The sequence below is a fragment of the Saccharibacillus endophyticus genome (genome assembly GCF_013185185.1).
In the GTDB taxonomy this organism is placed as follows: Bacteria; Bacillota; Bacilli; order Paenibacillales; family Paenibacillaceae; genus Saccharibacillus; species Saccharibacillus endophyticus.
Genome location: NZ_JAAZWE010000002.1, coordinates 91,392 through 105,497 on the forward strand (window position 1 = coordinate 91,392; position 14,106 = coordinate 105,497).

Consider the following 14,106-nt stretch of genomic DNA (forward strand, 5'->3'; position numbering starts at 1 on the left):
GCTATCTCCCTCCTTCATCCTCTGTAAGATGACGTACGGCTTTCGCCAGTTCTTCGGGATCTTTTTCTTTCGTTGATACCAACTTTGGCGGATTAAGCGGCTGAAAGTCATCCATCTGGCCCGTTCGCTCTTCGGTTACCCGAGTCTTATCCGCATCCGGCTTCAGTAAATCATTCAGTTGGTCGTTTTCATCCGGCGTGACCAGATCTAATCTAGCTCCTCGAACGTCGTCGTCCAAAGCAGCCCCCGGCTCCGAAGAGCCGCTGCCTTCCTTATCTTTCGGCAGCGGTTCAAGCGCGCCGAACACGATGCGAAAAAGAAACGCCAAGAGAAACCAGACCGCCGCTCCGATTCCTCCCCGGATCAGGCTTGTTACGGGAAGGTTGGTTCGGACCGCAAATAAAAACGTAATAACAAATCCGATCAAAGCGAATATCAGATTGACTCGTATGGTTCCCTTCATCGCTACAATTCCTTTACCCCTTTTTGAACGCTGCGTATAGTTAAAATTCCGGTTTCCGAACTGATTTCGATCGTTCGGCCATAATTAGCTCCCGTATCCTCACTGTACAAGGAAATTCCCAGCTTCTTCAGCATTTCCTTGCAAGATTCGACGTTTCGGGGCCCGATGCGCATCGTATCTCCACTACCTGCGAAAGCGAACATCTGCGCACCGCCTGCCATCTTGGCAATCAGTCTTCGCTTGGAAGCTCCAAGATCGACCAATTTATCGACCAGTACAGGAAGGGCAGTATCTGCATATTTCGCAACATTAATCTGGCTTTCACGCGCAATATCCGATGAAGGAAGCATGACGTGAGCCATACCGGCTACTTTGATCTGCGGATCGTACAGCGTCAAACCGACGCAAGAACCGAGTCCCGTGGTGCGAAGAATTCCGGAATTCCCGACTACGTTCAGATCAGCCATGCCAACTTTGACCAGATTTTTTTCGTCAGTCATTGTCAAGCGGAACTCCAAGCGCCGTAAAGATTTTATCAAACGATTCCGGATCCGGAATGAGGAAAAACTGCCCCTCAACCTCATCGTTGCCTTGTACAAACGTCGTGTCGATCAACAGTGCGGCGTCACCCATCTCCCCGAATTGAATCATGCCGTAACTCAGGATCGCGCCCGCCATATCCAATGCAAGCGCAGGCACGGTAGGCGACATGGCAAGGTTAGTGAAATCGGCCAGCGAGGACAAATAGGAACCGGCCAAAATGTTGCCGATTTCACCCAGTGCCGACTGTTCCATCTCCGTCAACTCAAATCCTTCTGTCGGTTCAAAGGCTCCCAAACGCTGAAGCAACGACTTGCCGGCTTCGGGTCCCATGATATAGAACAGATTGCCCGGCGCATCCCCTTCAACGCGGAAGAAAACCGTCAATACGATTTTTTCCGCGCCGCCTACCTTCTCCGCAATGTCTTCGAAGGGAAGAATCTGTACTTTGGGAACGGCCATATCGATCGGTTTATTCAGAAGTTGCGATAACGCCGTGGCAGCGTGACCCGCACCGATATTGCCGACTTCCTTCAGTACGTCAAGTTTAAATCCTTCCAGCTTCGAAAAGATTTCCATGCCTTAGTCCTCCAACTGCTCAAGGTGAGCCACTTCACCCCGATTCAGTACTTCTGCCAGATTCAACATGATCAGCAAACGATCTTCGCCAACCTTGGCTACGCCGTCCAGATACTTGGCTTTGACTCCTCCGACGACTTCCGGCGGCGAATCGATGTTGTCCCGATCCAAATCGACCACGTCGTTCGCGGCGTCGACGATGAAGCCGACTTCCATGTCCCCGACGGCAACGATGATGATTCGAGTCTGATCGGTATATTCCGATTCTTCGAGATTAAAGCGTCCTCTCAGGTCGATAACCGGAATGACCACGCCTCTCAGGTTGATAACTCCTTTGATGAACGAGTAGGTTTTCGGCACGCGGGTGATCGGCATCATGCGTTCAATCGTACGCACTTTATCAACGTCGATACCGTACTCTTCATTACCCAATGCAAACACAATTACCTTAATTTGTTCTGCCACAAAAAAATCCCCCTTTATTGAGCCTTGGCCCCTTGAGCGCATAGAATGCTCCGCTTGGTATGCAGATTGCTTTTTCCTCCGGATACCAAGCGGTGAATCGTCTAAAACCGAAGCCTTTCGCTTCAATTATTTGATGAGCGCATTTGGATCGAGAATCAGAGCGACTTGGCCGTCCCCGAGTATGGTCGCGCCGGAAATCCCCTGAACCTGCGGCAGGTATTTACCCAGGTTCTTGATGACGATTTCGTTTTGCCCGATAAACGAATCAATAGCCAATGCAGCCAGTCGATCTCCTTTGCGGATCACGACGATTTCCGTTTCCTCTTCATCCTCTTCGCTGTAGTCCGCAGCATCGAAGAATTTGCTTAGCGACATCAACGGGATATGCGCATCGCGATAAGGAATCAGCTTGCTTCCGTGCACATTGCGAACCTGCTCCTTGCGAATGATGCCGGTCTCGACAATCGAGGACAACGGAATCGCATATTTTTCGGAGCCAAGGCGAATCATCATGGCGGAAATAATGGACAGAGTCAGCGGCAGTTGAACAGAGAACAGAGTCCCCTCGCCAAGCGTGGAGGTAACTGCAACATGTCCGCCGAGTGTAGCGATTTTGGACTTGACCACGTCAAGGCCCACGCCTCGGCCCGAAATGTCCGAAATGACTTCGGCCGTGCTGAATCCCGGAGCGAACAGCAATTGATAGACTTGTTCGTCGGTCATCGATCTGGACTCGTCTTCGGTTACGACGCCTTTTTTGAGCGCCGAAGCCAGAACTTTGTTTCGGTCGATGCCTTTACCGTCGTCTTGGATTTCGATAAACACGTGGTTGCCGCTGTGGAAGGCGCGCAAGTTAACCGTACCCGTCTCCGGCTTGCCTGCTGCAACACGCTCTGCGATCGATTCAATGCCGTGGTCAACAGAGTTACGCAACAAGTGGACCAGCGGATCACCGATTTCATCGATAACGGTACGATCGAGTTCGGTCTCGGCACCTGTGATTACCAGATCCAGTTTTTTGCCGAGTGACTTCGCAAGATCCCGTACCATCCGCGGGAAGCGGTTGAAGACGGTATCGATGGCGACCATCCGGAGTTTCATGACGATGTTTTGCAGGTCGCTGCTTACGCGACCCATATGCTCGACGGATTCCGTCAATTCCTGGCTTTTGATTTCTGTCGCCAACTGCTCCAGACGAACACGGTCGATCAGCAGTTCGCTGAACAGATTCATCAGCACGTCCAGACGCTCGATATCGACCCGAATCGTGCGGGAAGGCGCAGCCACAACTTTCTTGGCAGCAGCAGGTTGTTTGTCATCGGCCGATGCTTTTTCCGCCGCAACTTCCGCCACCGGCGCGGCTTCAACGGTGACAGGAGCAGCGATAGCTTCCTCTTCTTCCTTCTCGAGCTTTTCAGCCAGTTGGGCGAGCGTATCAGAATCGATGGAAACCAGCTTTGCATCTTCGATCTCGGACAGGTTCAGGATCATGGTACGCAGTTCTTCCGGATCCTTCTCGGTAATGAAATACAGGGAGAAGCTGCGATCGAATTTCTCCTGCTCGATTTCCTGTACGGTAGGATGCGATTTGACGACTTCCCCGCTGCGTTCCAACAAGTCGAAGACCATGTAGGCGCGCGCTGCTTTCAGTTGGCAATCTTCCCGAATGGAAACTTCGATATAGAGCACGCGATGTCCTGCTGCCAGCGACTGTTCGAGAATCGAATGTTGGAATTCGTCAAGTTGAATCTGCTCTTTGGAAATGGCAGCTTCCGCGGATGCCGCCGGCGCGTTTGAACCGGCATTACCGGATGCTCCGTCTTCGTTTGGAACTTCGCCGCGCACAATAGCTTGCAGCGATGTCACGATCGCGGATACGTCGGCCTTGCCTTCGCCGCCCTGCGTAATATCCTGTACCATGGCTTCAAGCGCATCCAAGCTCTTGAACAAGGTATCAAAAATAAAGTTTTGCATTTTCAGCTTGTCATTACGAACTAAATCGAGAACATTCTCCATCTGATGAGTCAAAGCAGCCAAATCTTCGAAGCCCATCGTAGCAGCCATGCCTTTCAGCGTATGCGCCGAGCGGAAAATGACTTGCACGATACTGATGTCTTCCGGGCTTCCTTCCAATTCCAGCATTTTTTCATTCAACGATTGCAGATGATCATTCGACTCATCAATAAACATGGATAAATACTGGTTCATGTCCATTGCGAGACACCTCCTCCATTAAAGTGCAGTTAAGATTTGACGACCTGGTTTAATTTCGTTGCAATTTGCGGCAGAGGAAGCAGGTGCATAACACAGTTTAATTCGGCGGCCGAGCGAGGCATGCCGTAAACTACGCAGGTCTCTTCGCTTTCTGCAATCGTGGTGGAAACGCCCGAGTCGTAAAGCTTCTTCATTTCTTTTGCCCCGTCACTTCCCATACCCGTCATAATCACGGCATGGCGACGGATTTCGTTCATAGGTAACAGTGAATCGAACATGGCACCGACGGACGGCTTATGACCATTTTGCGGTGGAGCATCAGACAACTCGATTGCATACTGGCCGCTTCCGGAACGCTTGACGATCAAATGTTGACCGCCTGGCGCAATGTAAGCTGTTCCTTTGCGAAGCGCCATGCCATGCTGGGCTTCAACCACCTCCAGCGGACTTAGCGTATTTAAACGCTGCGCCAGCGAATGCGTGAACTTTGGCGGCATATGCTGCACGATCACGATCGGAGCGGGGAATGAAGCCGGAATGTTTTCAAGCAATTCTTTAAGTGCCCGCGGGCCGCCCGTTGAACATCCGACCGCTACGATCTGGTCGATATGATCACCACCGGAGGCCCGGGTTCCAGAAGCTGGAGGCGCAACTTGACGTTCAGGAACCTTACGCTCCGGAACTTGGCTTTTTGGCGCGGAAGCCGCAGGCTTTGGTGCAGAGGCTGCGGCTTCTACGCGTGACTTATCTGCTGGAGTGGGTGTTCGTGTTGCTGCAATTTTCTTATCTTCGCGTGCAATAGCGGGTCGGCCAGATAATGGCGGTACAGATGCTGGCGGCGTGACCGAAGGCTTTGGCTTGGAAGCGGGAACTACATTCCGTTGTACAGGAGCCGATGTTTCTCCAGAAGAAGCATCCTTGCGAGGACGACTTTCTGGAACTGAAGACTCGGCCTTTGGCCGCGGTATTTCAAAACTTCTTTCTTCCTGCCGCCGAGCAGGAGCCTCCGGCGCCTCTTCATGCTGCTGTTCAGGCGTAGTCGGAGCTTCGACGACTGCCTGAGCAGCAACGATCGGAGAAGGCTTGTCCTTGCGCCAGGCCGAATCGTGCACAGCTGCGTGCAATTGTCGAAGCAGTGCCTCTCCAACGCCTTCAATATCCTGCGAGTTGGACACCGAAGGTTTGCGAATAAAGTCGAATGCTCCTGCTTCCAGCGCCATGATGGTCTCTCGCATTCCTTCTTCATTGATCCCCGACAACATGATAACGGGCAGCGGATACTCGTTCATAATACGCTTAAGCGATTCCAGTCCGTTCATTTCAGGCATTTCTACGTCCATTGTTACAATGTCCGGCTTGATTTTTCTAACTTTCTCGACGGCTTCGCGTCCATTTTTGGCTGTATCCACGACCGAAAATGATACGTCCCGTTCAATCAGGTCAGATACGATCTTCCGCATGAAGGCGGAGTCGTCTACAACAAGCACGCGATAGGGTGTCATATCTTCAACTCCTGTCCTGCTCCATAATCAGTTTCACCGTTTTAATAGTTTGCGTACAAAGCTTTTGAATCCTTTCGGCGAATCGGCTCGAACCTGCAAAGATTGTTGCGCGTAACGAGATGCCAGCTCTTGGATGTCTTTCGAAGCCTGACTGTTTGGAAACCGGATAGAAAAAGGCGTCTGTTTCTTAACCGCCTGACTCACATGCGGGTCATCGCTGACATGGCCAAGCACAGGAATGTCCAAATGAAGGAACTTTTCCGCAACAAGCCGAATCTTATCGGCTGTCTGCTGGGCCTCGCGACGATCTACGGCACGATTCACGACTAATCGAAACAATGCTGCGTGTTCCAGATCATGAACGACCTTGACCAATGCGTAAGCGTCGGTAATAGCAGTCGGCTCGGGCGTCGTAACTACAATACATTCGTCGGCAGCCGTGATGAAACGAATCGTTTCCTTGGACAATCCCGCACCGGTATCAAACAGGATGTAATCCATGTCGTGTGCGATTTCTTCGATCTGCCGGGTAAAATAGAGCAAGTCTTCTTCCGAAAGAGAGAATAGTTCAGTCAAGCCTGAACCGCCTGCAATAAAAGGAAGCGAATTCGGACCGGATTGAATAATCTCGCTCATACTCTTTTCACGATTCAACAGATGAAACAGATTGTACTGGGAACGGACACCCATCAACACGTCAATATTGGCCATTCCGATGTCGGCATCGAACACCAACACTTTCCGCCCCAGTTTCTGTAATTCCAAGGCAAAGTTCAAAGTGAAGTTCGACTTTCCGACCCCTCCTTTTCCACTGGTGACCGCAATGATGTGTGCCGTCTTTTCCTGCGTGCCGGAGGAGTCGCGCTGCCTCGAAGGGTCTGTTCCGAGCGAAGAAATCAGTTCTCTGAGCGCCGCAGCCTGATCACTCATATCGTTTGTTCTCCCAGCAGGACATCAACGAGCAAGTTTCCGCTAGGAAGCAGCAGATCGTCAGGCACGTTTTGTCCATTCGTGATGTAAGAATACTTGAGCGGGTAGCGATAGAGCAAGCTAAAAATACTGCCAAAGCTGCCCGTCTCATCGGCTTTGGTAAAGATCACTTTGTCGAGCTTGTACTGGTTGAAGTTATCCGTAATTTCTGCCATATCCTTATATTTGGATGTGAGGCTGAGCACGAGATAAGTCTCGCTGTACTCGGCGGGAGCGATCAGCGCCTGAAGCTCGGATACCAGCATCTCATTTCGATAATTACGTCCTGCCGTATCCATGAGAATGAGATCGCAGCTTTCAAGCTTCTGAAAAGCTCTCTGCAAATCCCCCGGCGATTGCACCACTTCAAGAGGAACATTGAGAATGGACGCATAAGTTCGAAGCTGTTCAATAGCGGAGATCCGGTAGGTATCCGATGTAATAAAGCCGACTTTCCGCTTTTTCTTGAACATCTGCTCTGCAGCCAATTTCGCAATCGTCGTCGTTTTTCCGACACCGGTAGGACCGGCAATGTAAACAATGCGAGTATCGTCGCCAATTCCCCCTCCTTCACGATTCTCGGTGAAGGTACGAATCTCCTGCTGAAACTCCTCGGCCGAAGAATTCGAAAAGGCAGGACCTTCCTTGGAGCGTACCCGATCCAGCCAATCCTGGATCAATGCTTCATCCACATGCTGCTCTCTAAGCTGCACAAGCAGCTTGTCCAGATTTTCCGGCATTGGATCCGATTCATCATGATTGCGTGAAAGTTTGTCGATCATTAGGCGCATCTGATGCAGTTCTTCATAAAGTCGATCTTCCCGTGCCGGCATGCCGTCGCCTTGGAAGTTGCGGATGCTTCGCTCCAATTGGCGCTGCTGCTCAGCTTGCAATGTCGAACCAGGCTCTTCTTGAGTAATTGGAGTCCTGGATGGGACCGCCGCCAAAACGCTCCCACTAGACAAATTATCGGAAGATTGGGCCTCAGGTTTTATACGTAGGTCCTCAAGACCCTGATTTAAAGAAGAAACTGCGACATTTTTCCCACTCAAAGAAGAAGATTCGACAGATTCAGTATCTGGTTTTTGCAGATTCGCTGCATTGCTGGCTTTCCGGTAAGCGCCGGCGCCCGCGCTTCGCGGAATAGCCGCCGGAACGGGGAGCGGAGCCGCTGCGGCTTTTGGCCGAGCAGGCTCCGTTTCTTTTTTATCACTTTCAAGCGCGGCCACGACTTCCAATCTTTTTTTACCGAATAGGCCGAATACTCCGCCGACTTTCGTTTCTTTGGTGCTCAGAATGACGGCGTCCGATCCGAGATCCGTTCGAATTTTTTGCATGGCTTCGATCATGGTCTCGACTACATAACGCTTTACGATCATAAGTTCACCACTCCGACACTTTGAATTTCGACACTCGGTTCAAGCTCGCTATAGGAAAGCACCGGAATGTCCTGCATCGTACGCTCGATAATTTGGCGCATATACATACGGATCGTCGGCGAAGCAAGCAGGATCGGCTGTTGACCGGACTGAACGGCACGGTTCACTTGCTCGGTCAACTTCTGATACACCGTTTGGGTAGATACCGGATCAAGCGCCAGATAGCTTCCCTGTTCGCTCTGCTGTACGCTTTCCGCAATCTTCTTCTCCAGATTCGGTCCTACCGTAATCACGCGCATCGTTTCCCCTTGCTGAGTAAACTGCTGCGTAATTTGACGGGACAAGGCTTGACGCACATATTCCGTCAAGATGTCCGGGTCCTTGGTGTACGTACCGTAATCTGCCAATGTCTCGAAGATCGTAACCATGTCGCGAATCGAGATTTTTTCTTTAAGCAGCTTAATGAGCACCTTCTGAACATCGCCGATTCCCAATACGGAAGGAATAAGCTCGTCCACCAATACCGGATAGCTTTCCTTGAGATTGTCGATCAGTGCCCTCGTTTCTTGACGGCCAAGCAGTTCGTGCGCGTGACGCTTCACGAGCTCCGTCAGGTGAGTTGCTACGACCGATGGCGGATCGACAACGGTATAACCGGATAACTCCGCCCGTTCTTTGGTAGCTTCATCAATCCAGAGAGCCGGGAGACCGAAAGCAGGCTCCATCGTCTCGATCCCGCTGATGCTTTCATCATCGAAGCCTGGACTCATCGCCAGGTAATGGTTGAGCAGCAGCTCGCCACGACCTACGATATTGCCTTTGATTTTGATGACGTATTCGTTCGGCCTCAGTTGAATATTGTCGCGAATCCGGATAACCGGAACGACAAGACCCAACTCAAGGGCACATTGACGCCGAATCATAATGATCCGATCCAGCAAGTCTCCACCCTGCTGCATATCCGCCAGCGGAATCAAACCATAACCGAATTCGAATTCGATCGGATCGATCTGCAACAGACTGACCACACTCTCCGGGCTTCGAACTTCTTCGATCTGTTGCTCTTCTTCCTGTAATTCTTCCTCGACTTGCTTTTGATTCAGGTTGGTCTGCATCCGCCTTGCCGCGAAAAACAATAGACCCGAAAGAGGCAATGTGGAGAACCAGTGAATCGGAGTCAAAATGCCGAGCAACGCGATAGCCGCAGCTACGATATAAAGCAGTTTCGGATAAGAAAAGAGCTGACCGACGACATCATCGGCCAAGTTTCCTTCCGAAGTGGCACGAGTCACGATCAGACCGGAAGCTGTAGAAATGAGCAGCGCCGGGATCTGGCTGACCAATCCGTCGCCGATCGTCAAAATCGAATACGTCGACAACGCGTCTGAGAAAGGCATGCCGTGAATGGTCATCCCGATAATAAAACCGCCGACCAAGTTGATGATCAGCAGGATGATGCTGGCAATCGCATCACCTTTAACGAATTTACTTGCACCGTCCATTGCACCGTAGAAGTCCGCTTCGCGCTCGATTTTAGAACGTCTTTCCCGCGCCTGCTGCTCATTGATCAGGCCGGCGTTCAGATCGGCGTCAATGCTCATCTGCTTGCCGGGCATCGCGTCGAGCGTAAAGCGCGCTCCTACTTCGGCTACGCGTTCAGAACCTTTGACAATAACGATAAACTGGACAGCAACCAGAATCAGGAACACGATAAATCCGATTGCGATTTCTCCGCCCGCGACAAACTCGCCGAAGGTCGCGACAACCGACCCTGCATCCGCCTGGCCCAGGATCAATTTGGTCGTCGAAATATTAAGCGACAACCGGAAAAGCGTGGTGATCAGCAGCAAAGCCGGGAAAATCGAGAACTGTAACGCTTCTTTGGTGCTCATGGCGAGCAGCATGATCAACATGGCAACGGCAATATTGATGACGATTAAAATATCGAGCAGCCAGGTGGGAATGGGCAGAATCATCATCAGAACGATTCCAAGCACACCGGCAAGAATCACTATGTCCGTTTTCTTCATCATTTTCTCCCTCCGGGCTCGATTACTTCACTTTACCTTTTAGTTTATATACATAAGCCAGCACTTCGGCCACCGCCTGGAACAGATCTGCGGGCACCGTATCCCCAATCTCGGCCTGAGCGAATAGTGCGCGTGCCAGCGGCTTGTTTTCCATAATCAAGACGCCGTTGTCTTTTGCGATCTCCCTAATGCGTAACGCAACGAAATCCTGTCCTTTTGCCACGACTTCCGGAGCCTGCATTTGATCGCCGTCGTATTTGAGCGCTACCGCATAATGCGTAGGGTTCGTGATGATGACATCGGCGGTCGGAACGTCCTGCATCATCCGCTGCATCGCCATCCGGCGCTGCCGTTCGCGAATTTTGCCTTTGATCATCGGATCGCCTTCCGCTTTCTTGTATTCGTCTTTGATATCTTGCTTGGACATCCGGATGCTTTTCTCGAATTCGAATTTCTGGTACATAAAGTCGAATGCCGCCAGAACGATCAATGCCGCGCCGATTTTGATTCCCAGAGATACGGTTGTAGAAGCGGCAAAACCGAGTATATCTTCGAGCGACATGGCGTGCAGGATAGAGATCACGCTCATTTGACCTTGAAGAGTCGTAAAAACCAAGAACCCGATTACCGACATTTTGAGCAGGGATTTAAGAAGTTCCACGATCGAACGAAGCGAGAACAAGTTTTTGGCGCCTTTGATCGGATCCAGCTTGCTGAATTTCGGCTTAAGGCCTTCCGCTACAAACAATAATCCGTATTGACCGAAGCTTGCCAAAATATCGATCAGAATAACCGCGATAAAAATAGGAGCCAACAGCTTCATGATTTCCAGCATATACTGCATCATCATGTTCATCACATTGTCGACCGTAATTTCCATGATGATCCGATTGGTGAAAACGTCAGTGAACATGTGGGTGATAGCGGTACGAAAGTTTTCGCCGAAGATCATCAGCATGACCATGCAAGCCAACAGCAAGATCGATCCCGGCAATTCCTGACTTTTTGCAACCTGGCCCTTTTTCCGGCTTTCGTCGCGTTTTTTGGGCGTTGCTTTTTCCGTCTTTTCACCCGCGAACATCTGGAGGTCGAGTTTGTGCCTAAGCTCCAAGCTTCCCGCCTCCTCTCGCTGTCATTCGTTATCCACCTGACCCGGGCCGCTCTCCGACTGTTCCCAAAAATCCTTGCATAGTCTCAGCCATCAATGAAAATAAATTATCGAAAATATAAGTCAAACTCGGCATTAACAATAAAAGTAGAATAAGCCCTACTATAATCTTTATCGGAATGCCGATAACAAAGATATTGAACTGAGGAGCAGTTTTGGCCAGAAAGCCCAAGCCTACATCAGTCAAAAACAAAGCGACGACGATAGGAGCAGCCATTTGAAAAGCGATTACCATGGCAGCCGCGAAAGCTTTCAGAAAAAATTCCATCAAGTTTCCGTTGGAGATCTCCGTAAATAATCGATTATCGATCGGAACCCAGCTGTAGCTGTAGACGATAGCGTCCAATAACCGATGGTGTCCGTTCATCGCCAAGAAAAGAAGCATCGCGATCATATACTTGAATTGGCCTGTAAGCGGCGTGACCATTCCGGTCGTCGGATCGAATACGGTCGCCATGCCGAAGCCGATTTGGATATCCAGGATCGCGCCCGCGATTTGGATCGAGATCAAAATCAGGTTTGCCACATATCCGAGCATCAGTCCGATCAATATTTCCCGCACGATCAAAAGCACGTAACTACCGTCGAAAGCCGCCGTTTGGTTAGTCCCGAAGCTGAGATACACTAAAATCGCTACGATCGTTGCCAGTCCCACTTTGAAGCGGGTCGGGACGTTTCTTGAAGAAATCAAAGGCGCTACGATAAAGAATGACGTAATCCGACAAAACATAAGCAAAAAAACCGGAAAAGCCTGCATCAACGTTGTCATCATAAACCGGCCTTACCCTATATAGAGATACAGGTTATTTAAAATGTTGTACGTGAAATCGACGAGCGTATTTAAAATCCATGGACCGAAGACCAGAACAGAAAACATAACCGCCACGATTTTCGGCACGAATGCCAGCGTCTGTTCTTGAATCTGCGTCGTCGCTTGAAATATGCTGACAATCAAACCTACGACCAGTGCCAGAATCAACATTGGAGCACTGGCTTTCAATACCACGTATATGGCTTGACCGGCAAGACCGATAATGAAGTTTGAATCCATGTTACTCCTCCTCCCGAGTTTATCTGATCCCTGCTGCCTTATCCCGAATCAAAACTGAGGAGCAGCGATTTGACGACCAGATACCATCCATCCACAAGCACGAACAACAAAATCTTGAACGGCAGCGAAATGACAGTCGGCGGAAGCATCATCATCCCCATCGCCATAAGGGTACTGGATACGACGATGTCAATGACAAGAAACGGAATGTAAATCATAAAGCCCATCTGGAATGCTGTTTTCATCTCGCTTATGGCATAAGCAGGTACCATGACGGTAAGCGGGATATCCTGGAAACGTTCCGGTTTCTCCGCACCCGTATAATCCATGAACAAAAGCAAATCTTTTTCGCGCGTATGCTTGAACATGAATTCCTTCATTGGAACCGATGCCTGATCCAGAGCTTCCATCTGCGTCAACTCGCCTCGTATGTAAGGCTGTAACGCCGTGTCATTGATGGAAGAGAGCGTAGGTGACATAATAAAAAGCGTTAAAAAAAGTGCCAGTCCCACGAGCACCTGATTCGGCGGCATTTGCTGCGTACCGAGCGACGTTCTGACGAAACTGAGCACAATGACTATACGTGTAAAGCTGGTCATCAGAACCAAAACCGCGGGAGCGATACTGATGATGGTAATCATGAGCAAGACCGACAAGGTACTGGTTGCCGGGGCTCCGTCCGAATCCCCGCCTATCTGAAGATCGATATTGGGAATCGGGTTTTCCGTGCCGGTCGCGTGAGCGGTCGGCAAAACTTGAATAAATAGAACGGCAATCAATAAAGCAAACGTAATCGTTAATTTTTTTTTCATGGTTCCCTCGATCGGTCAACAGATTCCTCTTTTTCCAGCAAATCGTCGACCTTGCGTCGACGGTCCGAAGCTTCCCGCAAGCGGGTCTCGAACAATTGCTGGAACGAAGATGAATCGAGCTCCTCCGTCTCGGAAGGAGTATTCGATCCGTTTCGGAATCTGGATGTGAGTTTCTCCGCCCAAACGGGCAGAGCGATGTTCGGGCCGGCAGATTCCTGCTCCAATGCCCCGATCAACATCTCGACTTCCTCGGCATCAGAAATTTTATCGATCAACGAAATGTTTTCACCGACGCCGATCAAATAAATACTTCCGCCGATTTCGACGATTTGCAGCGATTTGTTTTGGCCGAGGCCGACTCCGCCGAGTGTACGGACAGAGCGGCCGCCAAACCAACCCCGATTTTTTTTCCCCAAGTAACGGATCAAAAAAACAATAAGGGCGACGATCGCGATCAGGACGAAGATTACCCATACCAGATACGAATATACGCCGGTATCCGCCGAGAAATTCGGCTGGCCTTCGCTCAATAACAGCATAGGCGGCGTTCCTTACGCGCCAAGCGTTTTGTTGATCGCCTCGATAACACGGTCGGATTGGAACGGTTTAACGATAAAGTCTTTTGCGCCCGCTTGAATCGCGTCGATAACCATTGCTTGTTGGCCCATGGCCGAGCACATAATGACTTTAGCCGCCGCATCCAGCTTTTTGATTTCTTTCAGTGCAGCGATTCCGTCCATTTCCGGCATCGTGATATCCATCGTGATCAGGTCCGGTTTGAGCTCCTTGAATTTTTCTACGGCTTGCGAGCCGTCTTGAGCTTCGCCTACGACCTCGAATCCATTTTTAGTCAGGATATCTCTGATCATCATGCGCATGAAAGCTGCGTCGTCCACGATAAGAATACGGTTTGCCATTGATTAAAAATCCTCCC

General features: G+C 50.4%; 15 protein-coding genes. All 15 read right to left on the reverse strand.

The features are described 5' to 3' along the window. Window position 1: 1 nt before the first annotated feature. Window positions 2-463 (reverse strand): hypothetical protein, encoded by a 462-nt coding sequence (locus HRQ63_RS06270; protein ID WP_172240841.1) that lies wholly within the window; start codon window positions 461-463, stop codon window positions 2-4. A gap of 2 nt (window positions 464-465) precedes the next feature. Further along, on the reverse strand, window positions 466-963 hold the full coding sequence (locus HRQ63_RS06275) for a chemotaxis protein CheD (RefSeq protein ID WP_172240844.1): 498 nt from the start codon (window positions 961-963) through the stop codon (window positions 466-468). Continuing rightward, complete coding sequence (locus HRQ63_RS06280; RefSeq protein WP_172240847.1) at window positions 956-1,582, reverse strand: chemotaxis protein CheC; 627 nt, start codon at window positions 1,580-1,582, stop codon at window positions 956-958. Before HRQ63_RS06280 ends, HRQ63_RS06275 begins: the two co-directional genes overlap by 8 nt. 3 nt (window positions 1,583-1,585) lie before the next feature. Continuing rightward, window positions 1,586-2,047, reverse strand: a complete 462-nt coding sequence (locus HRQ63_RS06285; protein WP_037282331.1) for a chemotaxis protein CheW — start codon at window positions 2,045-2,047, stop codon at window positions 1,586-1,588. A gap of 126 nt (window positions 2,048-2,173) precedes the next feature. Next, the gene (locus HRQ63_RS06290) at window positions 2,174-4,261 is read right to left on the reverse strand and encodes a chemotaxis protein CheA (protein ID WP_172240850.1); all 2,088 of its coding nucleotides are present in this window, start codon (window positions 4,259-4,261) and stop codon (window positions 2,174-2,176) included. A 29-nt stretch (window positions 4,262-4,290) separates the two neighbouring features. Continuing rightward, window positions 4,291-5,763 carry a chemotaxis protein CheB gene (locus tag HRQ63_RS06295; protein WP_172240853.1) on the reverse strand — a complete coding sequence of 491 codons (1,473 nt, stop codon included), beginning with the start codon at window positions 5,761-5,763 and terminating at the stop codon, window positions 4,291-4,293. A 33-nt stretch (window positions 5,764-5,796) separates the two neighbouring features. Continuing rightward, entirely contained in the window at window positions 5,797-6,693 is an 897-nt protein-coding gene (locus tag HRQ63_RS06300) for a MinD/ParA family protein (RefSeq protein ID WP_037282337.1), read from the reverse strand. Next, a complete protein-coding gene (flhF, locus tag HRQ63_RS06305) occupies window positions 6,690-8,111 on the reverse strand; it encodes a flagellar biosynthesis GTPase FlhF (protein WP_172240856.1) in 1,422 nt (473 codons plus the stop codon). Before flhF ends, HRQ63_RS06300 begins: the two co-directional genes overlap by 4 nt. Next, window positions 8,108-10,141, reverse strand: a complete 2,034-nt coding sequence (gene flhA, locus HRQ63_RS06310; protein WP_172243313.1) for a flagellar biosynthesis protein FlhA — start codon at window positions 10,139-10,141, stop codon at window positions 8,108-8,110. Before flhA ends, flhF begins: the two co-directional genes overlap by 4 nt. 22 nt (window positions 10,142-10,163) lie before the next feature. Continuing rightward, complete coding sequence (gene flhB / locus HRQ63_RS06315) at window positions 10,164-11,222, reverse strand: flagellar biosynthesis protein FlhB (protein ID WP_172243316.1); 1,059 nt, start codon at window positions 11,220-11,222, stop codon at window positions 10,164-10,166. Window positions 11,223-11,280: 58 nt separating this feature from the next. Further along, window positions 11,281-12,078, reverse strand: a complete 798-nt coding sequence (gene fliR, locus HRQ63_RS06320) for a flagellar biosynthetic protein FliR (RefSeq protein ID WP_172243319.1) — start codon at window positions 12,076-12,078, stop codon at window positions 11,281-11,283. A 12-nt stretch (window positions 12,079-12,090) separates the two neighbouring features. Beyond that, on the reverse strand, window positions 12,091-12,360 hold the full coding sequence (gene fliQ / locus HRQ63_RS06325; protein WP_172240859.1) for a flagellar biosynthesis protein FliQ: 270 nt from the start codon (window positions 12,358-12,360) through the stop codon (window positions 12,091-12,093). Between the two features lie 38 nt (window positions 12,361-12,398). After that, window positions 12,399-13,172 (reverse strand): flagellar type III secretion system pore protein FliP, encoded by a 774-nt coding sequence (gene fliP / locus HRQ63_RS06330; protein ID WP_172240862.1) that lies wholly within the window; start codon window positions 13,170-13,172, stop codon window positions 12,399-12,401. Further along, complete coding sequence (locus tag HRQ63_RS06335) at window positions 13,169-13,711, reverse strand: flagellar biosynthetic protein FliO (protein ID WP_172240865.1); 543 nt, start codon at window positions 13,709-13,711, stop codon at window positions 13,169-13,171. Before HRQ63_RS06335 ends, fliP begins: the two co-directional genes overlap by 4 nt. Before the next feature lie 12 nt (window positions 13,712-13,723). Beyond that, a complete protein-coding gene (locus tag HRQ63_RS06340; protein ID WP_037282355.1) occupies window positions 13,724-14,089 on the reverse strand; it encodes a response regulator in 366 nt (121 codons plus the stop codon). Window positions 14,090-14,106: the final 17 nt, after the last annotated feature.

What these genes read in the sequence shown, in the direction of transcription:
- flhF (WP_172240856.1), bottom strand. Translation starts at nt 8,111, where the DNA reads ATGATCGTAAAGCGTTATGTAGTCGAGACCATGATCGAAGCCATGCAA.
- fliP (WP_172240862.1), bottom strand. Translation starts at nt 13,172, where the DNA reads ATGAAAAAAAAATTAACGATTACGTTTGCTTTATTGATTGCCGTTCTA.
- flhB (WP_172243316.1), bottom strand. Translation starts at nt 11,222, where the DNA reads ATGTTCGCGGGTGAAAAGACGGAAAAAGCAACGCCCAAAAAACGCGAC.
- fliQ (WP_172240859.1), bottom strand. Translation starts at nt 12,360, where the DNA reads ATGGATTCAAACTTCATTATCGGTCTTGCCGGTCAAGCCATATACGTG.
- HRQ63_RS06280 (WP_172240847.1), bottom strand. Translation starts at nt 1,582, where the DNA reads ATGGAAATCTTTTCGAAGCTGGAAGGATTTAAACTTGACGTACTGAAG.
- HRQ63_RS06295 (WP_172240853.1), bottom strand. Translation starts at nt 5,763, where the DNA reads ATGACACCCTATCGCGTGCTTGTTGTAGACGACTCCGCCTTCATGCGG.
- HRQ63_RS06270 (WP_172240841.1), bottom strand. Translation starts at nt 463, where the DNA reads ATGAAGGGAACCATACGAGTCAATCTGATATTCGCTTTGATCGGATTT.
- fliR (WP_172243319.1), bottom strand. Translation starts at nt 12,078, where the DNA reads ATGACAACGTTGATGCAGGCTTTTCCGGTTTTTTTGCTTATGTTTTGT.
- HRQ63_RS06340 (WP_037282355.1), bottom strand. Translation starts at nt 14,089, where the DNA reads ATGGCAAACCGTATTCTTATCGTGGACGACGCAGCTTTCATGCGCATG.
- HRQ63_RS06290 (WP_172240850.1), bottom strand. Translation starts at nt 4,261, where the DNA reads ATGGACATGAACCAGTATTTATCCATGTTTATTGATGAGTCGAATGAT.
- HRQ63_RS06275 (WP_172240844.1), bottom strand. Translation starts at nt 963, where the DNA reads ATGACTGACGAAAAAAATCTGGTCAAAGTTGGCATGGCTGATCTGAAC.
- HRQ63_RS06300 (WP_037282337.1), bottom strand. Translation starts at nt 6,693, where the DNA reads ATGAGTGATCAGGCTGCGGCGCTCAGAGAACTGATTTCTTCGCTCGGA.
- HRQ63_RS06335 (WP_172240865.1), bottom strand. Translation starts at nt 13,711, where the DNA reads ATGCTGTTATTGAGCGAAGGCCAGCCGAATTTCTCGGCGGATACCGGC.
- flhA (WP_172243313.1), bottom strand. Translation starts at nt 10,141, where the DNA reads ATGAAGAAAACGGACATAGTGATTCTTGCCGGTGTGCTTGGAATCGTT.